Annotated in this window: 14 protein-coding genes; 9 read left to right on the top strand and 5 right to left on the bottom strand. The window is 69.0% G+C overall.

Annotated elements, in window-relative coordinates:
* From ADE01S_RS19800 to def, 5 genes are read left to right on the top strand one after another with little or no spacing between them, the layout of a single operon-like run.
* Nucleotides 1-729, top strand: a complete 729-nt coding sequence (locus ADE01S_RS19800) for a lysophospholipid acyltransferase family protein (RefSeq protein WP_062683437.1) — start codon at nt 1-3, stop codon at nt 727-729.
* On the top strand, nt 716-1,693 hold the full coding sequence (locus ADE01S_RS19795; protein ID WP_082775854.1) for a M48 family metallopeptidase: 978 nt from the start codon (nt 716-718) through the stop codon (nt 1,691-1,693). Before ADE01S_RS19800 ends, ADE01S_RS19795 begins: the two co-directional genes overlap by 14 nt.
* Before the next feature lie 45 nt (nt 1,694-1,738).
* Entirely contained in the window at nt 1,739-2,884 is a 1,146-nt protein-coding gene (locus tag ADE01S_RS19790; protein WP_062683436.1) for a 2-aminoethylphosphonate--pyruvate transaminase, read from the top strand.
* Nucleotides 2,885-2,895: 11 nt separating this feature from the next.
* Nucleotides 2,896-3,291, top strand: a complete 396-nt coding sequence (gloA, locus tag ADE01S_RS19785; RefSeq protein WP_062683435.1) for a lactoylglutathione lyase — start codon at nt 2,896-2,898, stop codon at nt 3,289-3,291.
* Nucleotides 3,292-3,332: 41 nt separating this feature from the next.
* Nucleotides 3,333-3,866 carry a peptide deformylase gene (def, locus tag ADE01S_RS19780; RefSeq protein WP_062683434.1) on the top strand — a complete coding sequence of 178 codons (534 nt, stop codon included), beginning with the start codon at nt 3,333-3,335 and terminating at the stop codon, nt 3,864-3,866.
* A 26-nt stretch (nt 3,867-3,892) separates the two neighbouring features.
* Here def and ADE01S_RS19775 read toward each other — a convergent pair whose 3' ends face one another.
* Nucleotides 3,893-6,169, bottom strand: a complete 2,277-nt coding sequence (locus tag ADE01S_RS19775; RefSeq protein ID WP_062683433.1) for an acyl-CoA dehydrogenase — start codon at nt 6,167-6,169, stop codon at nt 3,893-3,895.
* 132 nt (nt 6,170-6,301) lie between these two features.
* Between ADE01S_RS19775 and ADE01S_RS19770 the strand changes: the two genes are divergently transcribed.
* Nucleotides 6,302-7,531 (top strand): spore maturation protein, encoded by a 1,230-nt coding sequence (locus ADE01S_RS19770; RefSeq protein ID WP_062683474.1) that lies wholly within the window; start codon nt 6,302-6,304, stop codon nt 7,529-7,531.
* 39 nt (nt 7,532-7,570) lie between these two features.
* On the opposite strand, the gene pyk is transcribed toward ADE01S_RS19770, so the two are convergent.
* On the bottom strand, nt 7,571-9,013 hold the full coding sequence (pyk, locus tag ADE01S_RS19765; RefSeq protein ID WP_062683432.1) for a pyruvate kinase: 1,443 nt from the start codon (nt 9,011-9,013) through the stop codon (nt 7,571-7,573).
* Between the two features lie 104 nt (nt 9,014-9,117).
* Between pyk and ADE01S_RS19760 the strand changes: the two genes are divergently transcribed.
* Nucleotides 9,118-10,260, top strand: a complete 1,143-nt coding sequence (locus ADE01S_RS19760) for a glycerate kinase (RefSeq protein ID WP_062683473.1) — start codon at nt 9,118-9,120, stop codon at nt 10,258-10,260.
* A 66-nt stretch (nt 10,261-10,326) separates the two neighbouring features.
* Here ADE01S_RS19760 and rsmA read toward each other — a convergent pair whose 3' ends face one another.
* The 3 genes from rsmA to ADE01S_RS19745 are packed head-to-tail and all read right to left on the bottom strand — an operon-like array spanning nt 10,327 to nt 15,149.
* Nucleotides 10,327-11,118, bottom strand: a complete 792-nt coding sequence (rsmA, locus tag ADE01S_RS19755; RefSeq protein WP_062683431.1) for a 16S rRNA (adenine(1518)-N(6)/adenine(1519)-N(6))-dimethyltransferase RsmA — start codon at nt 11,116-11,118, stop codon at nt 10,327-10,329.
* Between the two features lie 18 nt (nt 11,119-11,136).
* Nucleotides 11,137-12,756, bottom strand: a complete 1,620-nt coding sequence (locus ADE01S_RS19750; protein WP_062683430.1) for a peptidylprolyl isomerase — start codon at nt 12,754-12,756, stop codon at nt 11,137-11,139.
* On the bottom strand, nt 12,753-15,149 hold the full coding sequence (locus tag ADE01S_RS19745; protein WP_062683429.1) for an LPS-assembly protein LptD: 2,397 nt from the start codon (nt 15,147-15,149) through the stop codon (nt 12,753-12,755). Before ADE01S_RS19745 ends, ADE01S_RS19750 begins: the two co-directional genes overlap by 4 nt.
* A 190-nt stretch (nt 15,150-15,339) precedes the next feature.
* Here ADE01S_RS19745 and ADE01S_RS19740 point away from each other — a divergent pair, with 190 nt between their 5' ends.
* Together ADE01S_RS19740 and murU are read left to right on the top strand one after the other, a co-directional pair.
* Nucleotides 15,340-16,380 (top strand): aminoglycoside phosphotransferase family protein, encoded by a 1,041-nt coding sequence (locus ADE01S_RS19740; protein ID WP_062683428.1) that lies wholly within the window; start codon nt 15,340-15,342, stop codon nt 16,378-16,380.
* Complete coding sequence (gene murU / locus ADE01S_RS19735; protein ID WP_062683427.1) at nt 16,380-17,066, top strand: N-acetylmuramate alpha-1-phosphate uridylyltransferase MurU; 687 nt, start codon at nt 16,380-16,382, stop codon at nt 17,064-17,066. Before ADE01S_RS19740 ends, murU begins: the two co-directional genes overlap by 1 nt.
* Nucleotides 17,067-17,079: the final 13 nt, after the last annotated feature.

Raw genomic sequence — 17,079 nt, 5'->3', positions numbered from 1 at the left:
ATGGCCCGGCTACGCTCGCTGCTGTATTTCCTGTTCCTGGCCGTCACGGTCATTCCCTACGCCTTCGCCTGCATCCTGTGGGCGCCGCTGCCGCTGCACTGGCGCTACAAGCTGACTGTGGGCTGGCCGCGCCTGGCCATCTGGGGCGCCAAGGTCTTCTGCGGCATCCGCTGGCAGGTCAAGGGCTGGGAAAACCTGCCCGACGGCCCCGCCGTGATCCTGTCCAAGCACCAATCGGCCTGGGAAACGCTGTTCTTCCCGGCCCACATGCCGCGCGAAGTCTGCTTCGTCTACAAGAAGGAACTGCACATGGTGCCGTTCTTCGGCTGGGGCCTGGCGCTGCTGCGCATGATCGCGATCGACCGCGCCAAGGGGCGCGACGCCTTCGAGCAGGTCGTCAAGCAAGGCCAGACCCGCCTGGACGAAGGCCGCTGGCCCCTGCTGTTTCCGGAAGGCACCCGCGTCGCGCCGGGCAAGGTCGCGCGCTACAAAATGGGCGGCGCGCTGCTGGCGTCGCGCACCGGCGCCCTCGTCATTCCCGTGGCGCATAACGCCGGCGAATGCTGGCGGCGCAACGCTTTCGTGAAATACCCGGGCCTGATCACCCTGTCCATCGGTCCCGCGATAGAATCCAAGGGACTCTCCCCCGACGAACTGAACCAGAAGGTTCAGGACTGGATCGAAGGGGAAATGCGGCGTCTCAATCCTGAAAGGTATGTCCAGCCCTGATCAGCTCGAACTCCTGTTCGACATGCAGCCACACGGCGCGCCCGAGGGCGCGCCGCCGCGAACTGCCGCGCCCGGGCCGGCCGCGCTTCAGCCCACGCCTCCCAAGCCTCTCTTTCCCGACGCGCCGCCGGCGCCCGCTGCCGCGGGCGAGCCGCTGCTGACGCTCTCTCCCAACGCCTCGTCGCGCGTTCCCACGCCTTGCCCCGACCCACTGCCGCCCGGCGCGCGCTGGCGCGAGGTGCCCACCGAGCACCAGCCCATCGGCTTCGTCCTGCTGCGCTCGCGCCGCCGCAGCATCGGCTTCGTGGTCACCGACGACGGCCTGCGCGTCACCGCCCCCAACTGGGTCACCCTGACGCAGATCGACGACGCCGTGCGGGAAAAATCCCGCTGGATCCTCACCAAGCTGCGCGAATGGCATGCCCGCAAGCAGCAGCTGGCCATGGCGCACACGCGCTGGCAGCCGGGCGGCGAGCTGCCCTACCTCGGCAAGCGCATCGTGATCGGCGTGGGCGGAGACAGCCGCCAGGCCTATCTGTCCGGCGACGCCGAAGCCCCCCAGGACGGCGACACGCTGTGGCTGGCGCTGCCTTCCTCGGCGGACCAGGGCCGCATCCGCGATTCGGCCCAGGCCTGGCTGCAGCAGCGCGCCGGCGCCTGGTTCGGCGCCCGCCTTGCCCATTTCCTGCAGATCAGCGGGCTGAAGATCCGCCGCTGGCGCCTGTCGTCGGCCGCCACGCGCTGGGGCTCCTGCACCAGCGACGGCAACATCATGCTGAACTGGCGCCTGATCCATTTCGCGCCCGCCATCATCGACTACGTGATCGCGCACGAGCTTGCCCATCTGCGCGAAATGAACCACAGTCAGGACTTCTGGCGCGAGGTGGGGCAGATACTGCCCGACTTCGAAGACGCGAAGAACATCCTGCGGCGTCACGACCCCGCTTCCCTGCCCCAGTTCTGAGGCGGCTTGAAGATGAGTGCCTGTTCCCACTAAAGGAGCCTTGAAATGCTGCTGCTGATTCCGGGCCCGGTCACGACCGACGCGCGGGTGAAGGCCGCCATGGCGCAGGACTACGCGCCCTGGGACAACGATTTCCGCCATACCTACCGGCAGGTCTGCGACGGCGTGCTGCGCGCGGCGCAGGGCGCGCCCGACGAGCACGCCGCGCTGGCCTTGCCGGGCTGCGGCCACTTCGCCGTGGAAGCCGCGATCCGCACCTTCGTGCCCCCGGGCGGCAGGCTGCTGGCCCCTTCCACCGGCGCCTACGCCGCCCGCTTGCAAAGGCTGGCCGGCGATGCCGGCCGGATCGCCGTGCCCCTGCCCGTGGGCGCGACCGAACGCGTGGATCCGCAAGCGGTCGCCGCCGCGCTGGAACGCGATCCCTCGCTGACGCACCTGGCGCTCGTCTACAGCGAAACCGGCAGCGGCATCTGCCACGACGTGCCGGAGCTGGCGCGCATCGCGCACGCGCTGGGCCGCCGCGTCATCGTCGACGCGGTATCCGCCTTCGGCGCTCTGCCCCTGGACCTGGGCAGCCTGCCCGCCGTGGACGCCGTGGTGCTGACGGCCAACAAGTGCCTGGAAGGCCTGCCCGGCGCCGCCTTCGTCGTGGCCCGGCGCGACCGCCTGGAGGCCGCCCGCGGCAACGCGGGCAGCTGGTCGCTGGACCTGGCCGACATCTACCAGCACACGCTGCAGCCCAATGCCGGCCCGCGCTTCACCCCGCCCGCGCCCACGCTGGCCGCGCTGGCCGTGGCGCTGGACCTGTATCATGAGGAAGGCCGCGTCGCCCGCCTGGCGCGCTACACGGCCAACATGCGCGCCCTGTACGACGGCATCGGCGCGCTGGGGCTGACGCCGTACCTGCCGCCCGCCCTGCAAGGCCCCATCGTCGTCAACGTCCGGGCCCCGGACGCGCCGACCTGGAACCTGCAGCTGTTCGTCGATGCGCTCAAGCGCCGCGGCTACGTGCTCAGCAACTTCTACAACACCGAACAACCCACATTCCGGGTCGGCTGCATCGGCGCCTTCGGCCCGGACCAGATGCGCCAGGCGGTCGACGCCATGGGCGCCGCGCTGGGCGACATCGGAATCACCCGCCGGGAACCCGCCGCCAGCGGCGGGTTCTTCCCGCTTCCCCTAACCGCTTAAGGAAGACCTCCATGCGTATGCTCCACACCATGCTGCGAGTCGGCAACCTCGACAAGTCCATCGACTTCTACACCAACGTGCTCGGCATGCGCGTCCTGCGCCGCAAGGACTACCCCGACGGCAAGTTCACGCTGGCCTTCGTGGGTTACCAGGACGAGTCCGAGGGCGCCGTCATCGAACTCACCCACAACTGGGATACGGACAAGTACGACCTGGGCACCGGCTACGGCCACATCGCCCTGGAAGTAGACAACGCCTACGAAGCCTGTGACAAGGTCAAGGCCAAGGGCGGCAAGGTCACGCGCGAAGCCGGCCCGATGAAGCATGGCAAAACCGTCATCGCCTTCGTCGAAGACCCCGATGGCTACAAGATCGAGTTCATCGAGAAAAAGGGCCGGGAAGACTGAGCTTCCGGCGTCCGGCTCCCGGAAACCGAAAAAGGGACTCCATGATCCATCCCATCCTCAAAATGGGCGACCCCCGGCTGCTGCGCGTGGCCACGCCCGTGGACCGCTACGACACGCGCGAGCTGCACGCGCTGATCGAGGACATGTTCGAAACGATGGCCGCCGCCCAGGGGGTGGGCCTGGCCGCGCCGCAGATCGGCATGGACCTGCAGCTGGTGATCTTCGGCTTCGACCGCAACGAGCGCTATCCCGACGCGCCCGCCGTGCCGCAGACCGTCCTGTGCAATCCGGTCATCACGCCGCTGTCCGACGAGATGGAGGACGGCTGGGAAGGCTGTCTGTCGGTGCCGGGCCTGCGCGGCCTGGTGCCGCGCTACCGCCATATCCGCTATAGCGGATTCGACCCCTTTGGCCAGCCCATCGAACGGGAAGCCGAGGGATTCCACGCGCGCGTGGTCCAGCATGAGTGCGACCACCTGATCGGCCGCCTCTATCCGTCCCGCATCCAGGATTTCTCGAAGTTCGGCTTCACCGAAATCCTGTTTCCGGGCATGGATCCCAACCAGGACGACTGAGCGTCGGCGGCCGGCCGGGCGCCGCCTCAGGCGCCCTCGGCCGGCCTCTCTCCGGCACGCGCCGCGCCCGCTTGCGCGGCGGACGGCGACAGCTCTTCGGGCGCGAAATCGTCCACCTGCAAGACCCGCGACACCGTCGCCTCGGCCTCCTCGAACTGCGCGGCCTGCGTATCCGTGATGGCGCCGCGCCGGTGCGCCTCGCGCCAATCGCGCACGCCCGATTGGCGCAGCCGGTCGCGCAGCGGCTGCACCGCGTCCGCCAGGGCGAAAGCGCGGGTCAGCAGGCCCACCGGGTCGCCGCCGGCCTGGGGATCGGCCGGTTCCCGGTGCAGATCGGCGGCCAGCCGAACATGGGTGGGCGACGGCTTCAGCAGCAATTCCGCGCATTCGCGCGTCAGCGCGTCGCTCGGGCCCTTGGCCAGGCGCAAGGGCAGGATGGCCGCGCGCAATCCCCACGACAGCACGCGCCCGGGAAGGTTGCGCAGCACCTGGTCCATGCTTTTCTCGATGCTGGCGTAGCCCTGCTCCAGGCACCAATGCACCAGCGGCAGGTCATCGTGCTTGCGGCCCTCGTCCTCCCAGCGCTTGAGCACCGCGGACTGCAGGTACAGCTCCGACAGAATGTCGCCGAGCCGCGCGGAAATCATTTCGCGGCGCTTCAGGCCGCCGCCCAGCTGGGCCAGCGTCGCGTCGGCCAGCAGGGCGAAGCCCGAGGCGTAGCGGCTCAGCCGCCGGTAGTGCCCGGCGGTGGGGCCGGAGGCCGGCGCGGGCGCCAGCACCCCGCCGGTCCAGGCCCGGCCGATGGCGCGCAGGGCGTTGATCCCCGCGTGCCGCAGGTGGCGCCAGAACACGTCGTGGAACACGGCGATGCCGCGCTCTTCGTCGGGGTTGCCCAGCGCCAGCATTTCCGGCATCAGGTACGGGTGGGCGCGGATCGCGCCCTGGCCGAAGATGATGAGGTTGCGCGTCAGGATATTGGCGCCTTCGACCGTGATGGCGATGGGCACGGCGCGGTACAGCGCGCCCAGGTAATTGCTGGGGCCGTCGATGACGGCGCGGCCCGCGTGGATGTCCATCGCGTCGTTGACCGAGCCGCGCATGCGTTCGGTGGCGTGGTACTTCATGATGCCCGAGACCACCGCCGGCTTCACGCCCTGGTTCAGCGCGGCGCAGGTCAGGCGCCTGGCGGCTTCCACCAGGTAGGCATTGCCCGCCAGGCTGGCCAGCCGTTCCTGGACGCCTTCGAACTTGCCCACCGGAATGCCGAACTGCTCGCGCACGCGCGCGTACATGCCCGTGGTGTGCGCGCACATCACGGCGGCGGCGGCCGACAGCGAGGGCAGGGAAATGCCCCGGCCCGCCGCCAGCGCGCTCATCAGCATCTGCCAGCCATGCCCGGCGCGCTCGGCGCCGCCGATCAGCGCATCCAGCGGCACGAACACGTCGCGCCCGCGGTTGGGGCCGTTCTGGAAGACCTGCATGGCCGGGAGGTGGCGGCGGCCGATCTCGACGCCCGGGGCCTCGGTGGGCACCAGCGCGACGGAAATGCCGATGTCCTTGGGGCCGCCCAGGATGCCGTCGGGGTCCGACATCTTGAACGCCAGCCCCAGCACCGTCGCCACGGGGCCCAGCGTGATGTAGCGCTTGTGCCAGTTCAGCCGGATGCCGATCAGCTCGCGGCCGTCCACCACTTGCCGGCACACGACGCCCGTATCCACCATGGAGGCCGCGTCGGAGCCCGCCTCGGGGCTGGTGAGGCCGAAGCACGGCACTTCGCTGCCGTCGGCCAGGCGCGGCAGCCAGTAATCGCGCTGGGCGGGGGTGCCGAACTGCATCAGCAGTTCGCCCGGGCCCAGCGAGTTGGGCACCATGACCGTGACGCCCGCGGTGATCGAATAGGCGGAGATGCGCCGCACGACTTCGGAGTGCGCGTACGGCGAGAACCCCAGGCCGCCGTAGCGCCGCGGGATGATCATGCCGAAGAAGCGCTCCGCCTTCAGGAAGGCCCAGACTTCCGGCGGCAGGTCGCGCCGGTTCCAGGTGATGTCCCATTCGTCCAGCATGGCGCACAGCCGGGCCACCGGGCCGTCGATGAAGCGCTGCTCTTCAGGGGTCAGCGCGGCGGCGGGCACGTCCAGGAGCTTGCGCCAGTCGGGGTTGCCGGTGAAGAGGTCCGCGTCCCACCAGGTGTCGCCCGCCTCGATGGCTTCGCGCTCGGTCGCCGACATGGCCGGCAACGCATTGCGCGCCCAGCGGTACGCGGGTTCCGAGATGCGGCGCCGGCGCCAGGCATTGAAATCCATGAGTGTCTCTCACTGTTATGTGTTGTCGCCCCTGGGGCCAAAGTACCAGAATTGGCGACGGCGGGCCAAGCTGCGGCTTGCCGGGATGCGACAATGGGCGGCGCGACGAATCGCTATCCGGGCACTTTCCGCATGCTGAACAAACTCTGGCTGGCCTTCTTCCTTACCGCGGCGGCGGCCGCGCTGTACCGCTGGCTGGCCATCGGCGATCCCGAGGTCTTCCGCCTGATGGTGGCCAGCCTGTTCGACATGGCGCGCGTCTCCGTGGAAGTGATGGTGCTGCTGTTCGGCACGCTGACCCTGTGGCTGGGCTTCCTGCGCATCGCCGAAGGCGCCGGGCTGGTGGAAAAGCTGGCGCGGGTGCTGGGCCCCCTGTTCGCGCGCCTGATGCCCGAGGTGCCGCGCAACCATCCCGCCATCGGCCTGATCACGCTGAACTTCGCGGCCAACGGCCTCGGGCTGGACAACGCCGCCACGCCGATCGGGCTGCGCGCCATGCGCGAGCTGCAATCCCTGAATCCCACGCCCGAGACCGCCACCAACGCGCAGATCCTCTTCCTGGTGCTGAACGCCTCATCGCTGACCTTGCTGCCGGTCACGCTGTTCATGTTCCGGGCGCAGCAGGGCGCGCCGGATCCGACCCTGGTGTTCCTGCCCATCCTGCTGGCCACCAGCGCGTCCACCCTGGCGGGTTTCCTGGCGGTGGCGGCCTGCCAGCGCCTGCGCCTGGCGGACCCCGTCGTCATGCTGTGGCTGGGCGGCGCGGCGCTCATCATGGGCGGATTCATGGCGCTCCTGGCAAGCATGTCTGCCGCCGCCATCGCCTCGCTGTCGTCGCTGCTGGGCAACCTGACCCTCTTCGGCATCCTGATCGCATTCCTGATCGCCGGCGCCTGGAAGAAGGTGCCGGTCTACGAGGCCTTCATCGAAGGCGCCAAGGAAGGCTTCGACATCGCCAAGAGCCTGTTGCCCTATCTGGTGGCCATGCTGTGCGCGGTCGGCGTGCTGCGCGCCTCGGGCGCGCTGGACTTCCTGCTCGACGGCATCCGCTGGATGGCCGAGCACGCGGGCTGGGACACGCGTTTCGTGGACGCCCTGCCCACCGCGCTGGTCAAGCCGTTTTCGGGCAGCGCGGCCCGCGCCATGATGCTGGAGACGATGACGCACTTCGGCGTGGACAGTTTCCCGGCGCTGCTCTCGGCGGTCGTCCAGGGCAGCACCGAGACCACGTTCTACGTGCTGGCGGTGTACTTCGGATCGGTGGGGATACTGCGGGCCCGCCACGCCGTGGGCTGCGCGCTGATCGCCGACCTGGCCGGCGTGCTGGCGGCCATCGGCGTGTGCTACTGGTTCTTCGGTTGAGGCCGGCGCGGCCGGGAGCCTCCTCCCGGCCGGCGCGCGTCAATCCACCAGCAGGATCTTCATGCCGTTGGTGCCGCCGCTGTCGCGGTAGAAATCGCCCTTGGTGAGGATCACCCAGTCGCCGGCCTGCACCAGGTTGCGGCGGCGCAGTTCGTCGATGGCGGCATTGCTCAGGTCGGCCGGCTCGTAGTCCGAGGGCGCGAACGGGATGGTGTACACGCCCCGGAACATCGCCACGCGGTTCTGCGTGATGCTGTGCGGGCTATAGCAATAGATCGGCACGCCGGAGCGGATGCGCGACATGATGAGCGGCGTGTGCCCGCTTTCCGTCAGCGAGATGATGGCCTTCACGCCGGGGAAATGGTTGGCGGCGTACATGGCGGCCAGCGCGATGGTTTCATCGCAGCGCGAGAACGTCTCGCCCAGGCGATGGTGCGACTTGGTCGAGGTGGGATGCTTTTCCGCTCCCAGGCAGACGCGCGCCATGGCTTGCACCGTTTCCACCGGATACTGCCCCGAGGCGCTCTCGGCCGACAGCATGACGGCATCGGTGTAGTCCAGCACCGCGTTGGCGACGTCGGACACCTCGGCCCGGGTCGGCATGGGGCTGGAGATCATCGACTCCATCATCTGCGTCGCGGTGATGACCACCTTGTTCAGGGTGCGCGCGTGCTGGATGATGCGCTTCTGGATGCCCACCAGCTCGGCGTCGCCCACTTCCACGCCCAGGTCGCCGCGCGCGACCATCACGCCGTCGCTCGCGCGGATCAGGGCGTCCAGCGCCTCGTCGTCCGCCACGGCCTCGGCGCGCTCGATCTTCGCGATGATCCATGCCTGGCTGCCGGCCGCGGCCAGCAGCGTGCGCGCCTCGTCGATATCGCTGCCGTAGCGCGGGAACGACACGGCCACGTAGTCCAGCTCCATTTCGGCCGCCAGCTTGATATCGACGCGGTCCTTGTCGGTGAGGCTGGGCGCGGACAGGCCGCCGCCGCGGCGGTTGATGCCCTTGTTGTTCGACAGCGGGCCGCCCACGGTCACGGTGGTGTGGACCTCGTCTCCCTCGACGCGATCCACCACCAGCACGACGCGGCCGTCGTCGAGCAGCAGCTCGTCGCCGACGCGGCAGTCCTGCACCAGCTCGGGGTAATCGATGCCGACGATGCTGGCCGTGCCGGCCTCCTTCGGATGCGCGCGCGACAAGGTGAAGGGTTGGCCGACCTGCAGTTGGACCAGCTTGTCGGTGAAGCGGGCGATGCGGATCTTGGGCCCTTGCAGGTCGCCCATGATGGCCACGAAACGGCCCTGCTTCGCGGCGATCTCGCGCACCATCCGCGCGCGCTCGCGATGGTCGTCCGCGCTGCCGTGCGAGAAGTTCAGGCGGGCGACGTCCAGGCCCGCGCGGATCATCGCGTCGATGCGTTCGGGCGTCGAGGTCGAGGGCCCCAGGGTGGCGACAATTTTGGTGCGGCGCAATACGGGCATGACGGTCCACTCTCGCTAAAACAACGGAAGCGTTATGGTACGCCGGCTGCGTACAGCCGGGTATCATGGGCATCACTCCAACCCCTACCGGCCCGTTCGAATCCGTGAAAATCGTCATCGCTCCCGACTCTTTCAAAGAAAGCGTTTCCGCGCCCGACGCGGCCGCGGCCATCGCGCGCGGCGTCAAGGCCGCCTTCCCCGGCGCCCATACGGTGTGCATCCCCATGGCCGACGGCGGCGAGGGCACGGTCGAGGCCGTGCTGGCGGCCACCGGCGGCAAGGCGCGGCAACTGACGGTGAACGATGCGCTGGGCTACAAGGTCGACGCAACCTGGGGGCTGCTGGAAGACGGCACGGCCGTGATCGAAATGGCCGCGGCGGCGGGCCTGGAACTGATCCCCCCCTCCAAGCGCGACCCGATGCGCGCCAGCAGCCATGGCGTGGGCGAACTGATGCTGGCCGCCGTGAACGCGGGCGCCACGCGCATCATCCTCGGGCTGGGCGGGTCCGCCACCAACGACGGCGGCGCCGGCATGCTGACGGCGCTGGGCGTGCGCCTGCTCGACGCCGAAGGCCGCAGCCTGCCGCCCGGCGGCGGCGCGCTCGGCAAGCTGGCCAGCATCGATACCCGCGGCCTGGATCCGCGCCTGGCGGGCATCCGCATCGATATCGCGTCGGACGTGGACAATCCGCTGTGCGGCCCGCAGGGCGCCTCGCACATATTCGGCCCGCAGAAAGGCGCCACGCCGGAACAGGTGCTGGTCCTGGACCAGATGCTGGAGAATTTCGCCGACGTCTGCGCGCGGCACCTGGCGGCGGATCACCGCCACGAACCCGGCGCCGGCGCGGCCGGCGGGCTGGGCTTCGCGGCCAAGGCGTTCCTGGACGCCAGCTTCCGGCCCGGCGTGGAGATCGTGGCGGAACTGGGCGGCCTGGCCGAGGCCGTCGTGGGCGCCACCCTGGTGTTCACCGGCGAAGGCCGCATGGACGCGCAGACCCTGCGCGGCAAGACGCCCGCCGGCGTCGCCCGGATCGCGCAGCGCGCGGGCGTGCCGGTCGTGGCGCTGGCCGGCTCGCTGGGCGAAGGCTATGAAGCGCTGCACGCGGTCGGGATCAGCGCCGCGTTCAGCCTGGCGCCGGGCCCCATCACGCTGCAACAGGCGCTGACGGACGCGGAGAAACTGCTGAGCGACCGCGCCCGCGACGTCATGCAACTGTGGATGGCGGCGCAAAAACGCATGCTGTAGGGCCGCCCCGCCCGCAAACGAGAAAGCCCGCCGAGCGGGCTTTTTTGTTTGCCGGCGCCGAAGGGCTCAGCCGCCTTGCAGCACGCCAGCCTCGACCAGCGCATCCGACAGGCGGATGTAGCGGTCCACCGAGATATCCTCGGCGCGGGCCGTGGGCGCGATGTCCAGGGCTTCCCAGGGCACTTGCGCGGCCCAGTCGGCCAGCACGCGGCGCAGCATCTTGCGGCGCTGCGAGAAGGCGCGCGCCACCACCGTTTCGAAGGCGCGCGCGCTGACCGGGCGCAGGCGCTCGGCCGGCAGGGGCACCATGCGCACGATCGCCGACACCACCTTGGGCGGCGGATCGAAAGCCTCCGGCGGCACGTCGAACAGCTTGTGCATGCGGTAGCGCGATTGCAGCATCACGGAGAGGCGGCTGAAATCGCCCGAACCGGGCTGCGCCACCATGCGGTCGATCACTTCCCGCTGCAGCATGAAGTGCTGGTCGCGAACGTGGTCGGCCCAGGTCATCAGGTGGAACAACAAGGGGCTGGAGATGTTGTAGGGCAGGTTGCCCACGATCCGCAGCCCGCTGCCGAATTGGGAAAAATCCACCGTCAGCGCATCCGCCTCGACCACGGTCAGGCGGCCTTCCTCGAACTGCTTGCGCAGGCGCGCCGCCAGATCGCGGTCGATCTCCACCGCGGTGAGGTGATCCAGGCGTTCGAGCAGCGGCCGGGTCAGCGCCGACAGGCCCGGCCCGATCTCGACCACGGTATCGTCGCGGGCGGGCGATACCGCCCTGACGATGGACTCGACGACGCTTTCGTCGGTCAGGAAGTTCTGGCCGAAGCGCTTGCGCGCCTGGTGTTGAGACATGTAAAGCCCGTAATGCGTTTAGCGGTTGTTCTGTTGGATCTTCTGCTGCTTTTCCAGGCGGTTGTCGACATACGCCTGCGCGCGCAGCTGCTCCAGCCAGTCTTCGAACGCGGGCTGCGCGCGGCGCTCGAACAGCAGCTGGCGGGCCTTCATGCGGGCCATGTCGTCCGACGCGTCATGCTGCCGGCGCTCTTCGACCTGGATCAGGTGCCAGCCGAAAGGCGATTGGACCGGCTGGCTGATTTCGCCCGGCTGCAAGGCATTCATGGCGGCCTCGAACGGCGGGACCGTTTCGCCCGGGTTCAGCCAGCCCAGTTCGCCGCCTTGCGGCGCCGTCGCGTCCTGCGAGTACTGGCGAGCCATGTCCTCGAACTTGGCGCCGCCGCTCACCAGGCGCTGGCGGACCTGCTCCAGGCGCTGGCGCGCCAGCTCGTCGCTCATGACGGTGGAGGTTTTGATCAGGATGTGGCGCGCGCGGGTCTGCACGACCTCGACCGGCCCCTGCTGCGCCTGTTGGGGACGCGGCGCGGCGGGTTGCGGCGCGGGCGCCGGAGCCGGGGCGCGGGCCGTGCGGCTGGGCGCGGGCTGCGCCGATCCGCGATCCATCACCTTGATGATGTGGAAGCCGTTGCCGCTCTGGATCAGGCTGCTGACCTGCCCTTTCTGCAGGCCGCTGATGGCCTTCACGAACAGGTCGGGCCAGCCGTCCAGCGGGCGCACGCCCATGACGCCGCCCTGCAGCGCTTCGGGGCCGTCCGAGGCGGCCGCGGCCAGGCTGGCGAAATCGTCGCCGCGCTTGGCCTGGGCCAGCAGGCCTTCGGCCTTCTTGCGCAGCGCCGCCAGTTGCTCGGGCGACGACCCTTCGGGCACGCGCACCAGGATCTGGGCCAGCGCGTAGAGCATCGGGCCCGCCGGCGCGGCGGCCTGCTCGGGCGCCGGTTGCTGCTGGGCCTGCGGCTGGGCCTGAGGCTGCTGCTGCGCTTCCGGCGCCGCGGCGAACGCCGGATTGCGGCGCTGGTCCTTCAGGAAGGCGTCGACTTCGGCGTCGGAAATGACGATGGTGGAATCCACCGCGCGCTGGCGCAGGCGGTCCATGCGGATCTCATCGCGCAGCGACTTGCGATAGGCGTCCCAGCTGGTGCCCGATTTCTCGATTTCCTGGCGCAGCTGCGGCACGGTGATCTTGTTGCGGCCGGCGATGGTCTGGATGGCCATGTCGACCTGCGCGTCGTCCACGCGGATGCCCATGCGATCCGCTTCGTGGCGCTGCACGCGCTCCGTGATCAGGCGTTGCAGCACCTGGTGCTGCAGGGTCTGGTCGTCGGGCACCTGGATGCCGCGGGACTTCAGTTCCCCCGCGATGCGCAGGGACGCGTCGCGCAGTTCGCGCAGCGTGATCACGTCCTTGTCGACCACCGCGGCGATCCCGTCGACGAATTGTTCGCCCTGCGGAGCCGGAGCGGCGCTCTTCTGCGCGGACGAGGCTTTCGCGCCGTTCTGCGCGGAAGCGGCCTTGGCGCCGTTGTTCGAGCCCTTGCCGTTCTGCTCGGCCGCGTACGCGGCAGGCACGCCGGCGCACACGGCCAGCAGCAACGCATTGCGGGAGAGGCGGCGCAAAGAGTGCAACCTACGCATCATTCATACCTTTCAAATGTGGTCCCGGCAGGCACAGGCGGCGTAATGCGCGAGTAGCCGGGGATACTTCTGTTCAGCAGGTTCATCGGGTCGGTCCCCAGGGAACCCAGGCCGGTCAGCTCCAGCTGCAGGAACACCGCGGAGTTGGCGTCCGTGGCCGAAACGGCATAGCGCTGGTAGACCACGCGGCCCACCCAGCAGCAATCCCCTTTGTACTCCAGGCCGGCGATGGCCTGGGTCACGCGCGGGGAGTCCGTCGTGTTGGCGATCGTGCTGGAGGGGCCCGAACGCAGGGAATAGTCGACCCGGCCCACGCCGTACCAGCGCTTGCTGAACGGCCACTGGAGCGCCAGGCTGACCTGGTTCTGGCCTTGCGGCTGGTAGGCGACGCCCGGCTGCGGATCGCGCTGGTAGCGGTACGACACCGCCACCGTGGTCAGGCGCTGCGGGGTCCAGCGGGCGCTCACCAGGCCGCGCGACCAATTGTTGTCATACGGGTTGTACTGGCCCGCCACTTCCGTGGTGAGCGTGTCGGTCAGCGCCGCGCTGGCGCCCACCAGGAAATCGGAACGCACGTTCTCGCGCGGCGTCTCGCCGGGCAGCGTCACCTTCTGGTCGGCGAAATACAGCCGCTGCGCCACGGACAGCGACAGGCGCTCGAAACCGGTATTGGCATCCAGCCAGCGCGTGGTCAGCGCCGCCGTGAGCTGGTTCGCGTTCGCGATGCGGTCCCAGCCGCCGGTGTAGATGTTTTCCTCGAAGGCCTGCGAAAAGCTGAAGTCCGCCAGCGACGTGTCGTAGACCGGCAGCTTGGACTGGTCGCGGTACGGCACGTACAGGTAGTACAGGCGCGGTTCCAGGGTCTGCGTGGAAGCCTTGCCGAACAGCGACGTGTCGCGTTCGAAGATCAGGCCGGTGTCCAGCGACATGATGGGCACGGTGCGCGATTGGGAGCGGGGATAGCCCGCCGAGGTGCCCGCGGCCGAGGTCCCGGAATTCAGGCGCAGCCAGTCGCGGCCGTACCAGTCGGTCTGGTACTGGGTGTAGTTCACGCCCGCCTTCGGCACGATGAACCAGCCCGGCTTCACGATCGGGTAGGAGACCGTCGGGTAGCTCTGGAGGCGGTCGCCCTGGGGACCCTGGCGCACCCCGCCCACCGTGGGAATGCTGAAGCGCACGGCGGTGGAGGTCCAGTCGACGTCGAAACCGCCCCAGTCGTAGCGCGCGCCGCGCAGGTACAGCTCGGGAACCTTGTCGTACGGCGGCACCAGCGGCGCTTCCGGATCCTGCAGCGTCTGGTACTTGTAGACCTGGGCGTACGCGCTCCAGTACTGGGAGCCCCAGCCCACCCGCGCGCGCTGCGGCAGGTAGGTCGTGGAGGCCTGGTTCAGGCCCAGCTGGGAGATGTCGCGGAAATAGTCGTCGTCCGAGACCTTCGCCACGTCCCAGTCGGCATAGAAGCCGTGGGAGAACTGCTGCTGGTGGCGCCACCAGTACATCCAGCGGTCCTCGCCGGTGACGTGGTCGTCGGCCAGGTAGGTGCCGTTCAGCGTGCCGGCGTAGCTGGGCCCCAGGTAGCGGAATTCGCCGCCGAGCTGCAGGCCGCGCTTGGAGAAATAGCGCGGCTGGATGGTCATGTCGTAATTGGGCGCCAGATTCAGGTAGTACGGCACCGACAGATCGAAGCCGCCCTGGCTGGTGGTGCCGTAGGTCGGCATCAGGAAGCCCGACTTGCGTTCCTTCTTGACCGGGAAGGTCATGTAGGGCGAAGCCAGGATCGGGACGTCCTTGAAGTACAGCACGCCATTGCGCGCCACGCCTTCGTTCTCGTCGAAATCGATGTCGACGGTATTGGCCTTGATGTACCAGGATGGCGTCTCGCAGGCGCAGCCGCTATAGGTCACCGTATGCAGCCGCATCTGCGACTTGCTGAAGATGTCCGCGTGCTCGGCGACCGCGAAGCCGCCCGTGGCGCCCATCCAGAAATTGGGCTTCTCGACCTCGCCCGAGTACTTGTCCACGTTGAACTTGGCGTTCGGCCCCGTCACCAGGGTGCCGTCGCGCATCATGCGGGCGCTGCCCTGGACGTCGACCTCGCCCGTGTCCTTGCGGTAATTGATCCGGTCGCCCTTGATCACGCCGTCGATGCGGCGCACCTGGGCGTTGCCGGTCAGGGTCAGGTCGGAATCGGGGTCGCCCTCGATCGAGTCCGCTTCCATGAAGGCGGGAATGGCGTCGTCGGGCAAGCGATGCAGACGCAAGCCCGGCGAGCTGCGCAGCGCGGGCGTCTGCGTGGCTGACGGCGCGGCGGGAGCGGTGCCCTGGCTGCCTTGAGCCTGGACGGCTCCGGCGGCCACGCTGACAGCAGAGAGGATCAACCACCGAACCTTGCGCACGAGTGAAAACAGCCCTTTTTGACGATGGGGAAACCCGACACCGGCACCCACGAAGGGCCAATGCTAACGGAAACGAGCCGGTATTATAGAGAAGCCGCGCCATAGGCCCAGCCCTAAGTGCTCACGGCCGGCCTCTCGCCCCCGCGCGGCACAATTTTCCGCAATATTGCCTTTCTGACACGGATCTTCCTTGAAAAACGATCACGACCCCCGCCTTGAGCAGATCCGCAACTGGCTGGGCGGCCTGCCCGCCGCCCTGAATCTGGCTGTCGAGACGCTGCGCCCGGCTTCCTCGGACGCCAGCTTCCGCCGCTACTTCAGGCTGGACGCCGGCGAACGCACCCTGATTGTCATGGACGCCCCGCCGGCGCATGAAGACACCCGCCCGTTCCTGCAGGTGGGCCAACTGCTGGCGGATGCAGGCCTGAACGTGCCGGCCGTGCTGGAAAAGAACCAGGACCTGGGCCTGCTGCTGCTGTCCGACCTGGGCGAGCAAACCTATTACCAGCGCATCCAGTCGGGGCTGACCGACAGCCAGCTCCAGGCGCTGTACCGCGACGCCCTCCGCGCGCTGGTCCAGCTGCAGCAGGCGTCCACGGCCGGCCTGGGCATCTACGATTCGGCCCGTCTGGCCGACGAACTGAAGCTGTTTCCCGAATGGTACGTGGGGAAACACCACGGCGTCACGCTGGACGACAAGACCGCGAACGCCCTGGACAAGATCTTCGCCCTGCTGTCGGCCACCAACGGCAGCCAGGCGCGGGTGCTGGTGCATCGCGACTACCACTCGCCCAACCTGATGGTCTGCGACCAGCCGCAATATGGCCCCAATCCCGGCGTCATCGATTTCCAGGATGCGCTGGCCGGCCCCATCACCTACGACCTGGCCTCGCTCGTCACCGACGCCCGCACCACCTGGGAAGAACCCCAGCAGCTGGACTGGGCCATCCGCTATTGGGAAATGGCGCGCGCGGCCGGACTGCCGGTGGACGCCGATTTCGCCGAATTCCATCGCGCCTACGAATGGATGGGGCTGCAGCGCAACCTGCGCATCCTGGGCGTGTTCGCCCGGCTCAACCATCGCGACGGCAAGGCCCACTACCTGGCCCACCTGCCGCGCATGAACGCCTACGTCCGCCAGGTGGCCCAGCGCTACGGCGTCTTCACCCCGCTCCTGCGCCTGCTGGACAAGCTGGACAACCGCGAAGTCTCCGTCGGGTACACGTTCTGATGCGGGCCATGATACTCGCGGCGGGCCGCGGCGAGCGCATGCGCCCGCTGACGGACCGCCTGCCCAAGCCGCTGCTGTCCGTGGGCGGCAAGCCGCTGATCGTCTGGCATCTGCAACGGCTGGCCGCCGCCGGCATCCGCGACATCGTCATCAACCACGCCTGGCTCGGCCACGAGATCGAGCGGGCGCTGGGAGACGGCGGCGAATACGGCGTGCGCATCCGGTATTCGGCCGAAGCGTCCGCGCTGGAAACCGCGGGCGGCATCGCCCAGGCGCTGCCCCTGCTGGGCGACGCCCCCTTCCTGGTGGTCAACGGCGACGTCTGGTGCGATTGGGATCCGGGCCAGGCGCCCGGGCTCGGCCGGACGCTGCCCCCGGGCGGAGCCTGGCTGTTGCTGGTGGACAACCCCGTCCAGCATCCGGCGGGCGATTTCCACCTGGCGGCGGACGGCCTCGTCCATGCCCAGGGCGAACCCCGTTTGACCTTCGCCGGTATCGGCGTCTACCATCCTTCGTTGTTCGCGGACGTCGTCCGGGGCACGGCGGCGCCCCTGGCGCCCCTGCTCAGGCAAGCCATGGCCCGCGGCCTGGCGCGCGGCGCGCGCCACGAGGGCCGATGGACGGACGTGGGCACGCCTCAACGGCTGGCCGACCTGGACGCCGAGCTCGACGCCCTGGCCCGTTGATGTCCACATATTT

It is taken from the genome of Achromobacter denitrificans NBRC 15125, assembly GCF_001571365.1.
Lineage (GTDB): Bacteria > Pseudomonadota > Gammaproteobacteria > Burkholderiales > Burkholderiaceae_B > Achromobacter > Achromobacter denitrificans.
The sequence above is the reverse complement of the archived record's forward strand: the minus strand, read 5'-3'. Positions and strand labels throughout refer to the sequence as shown.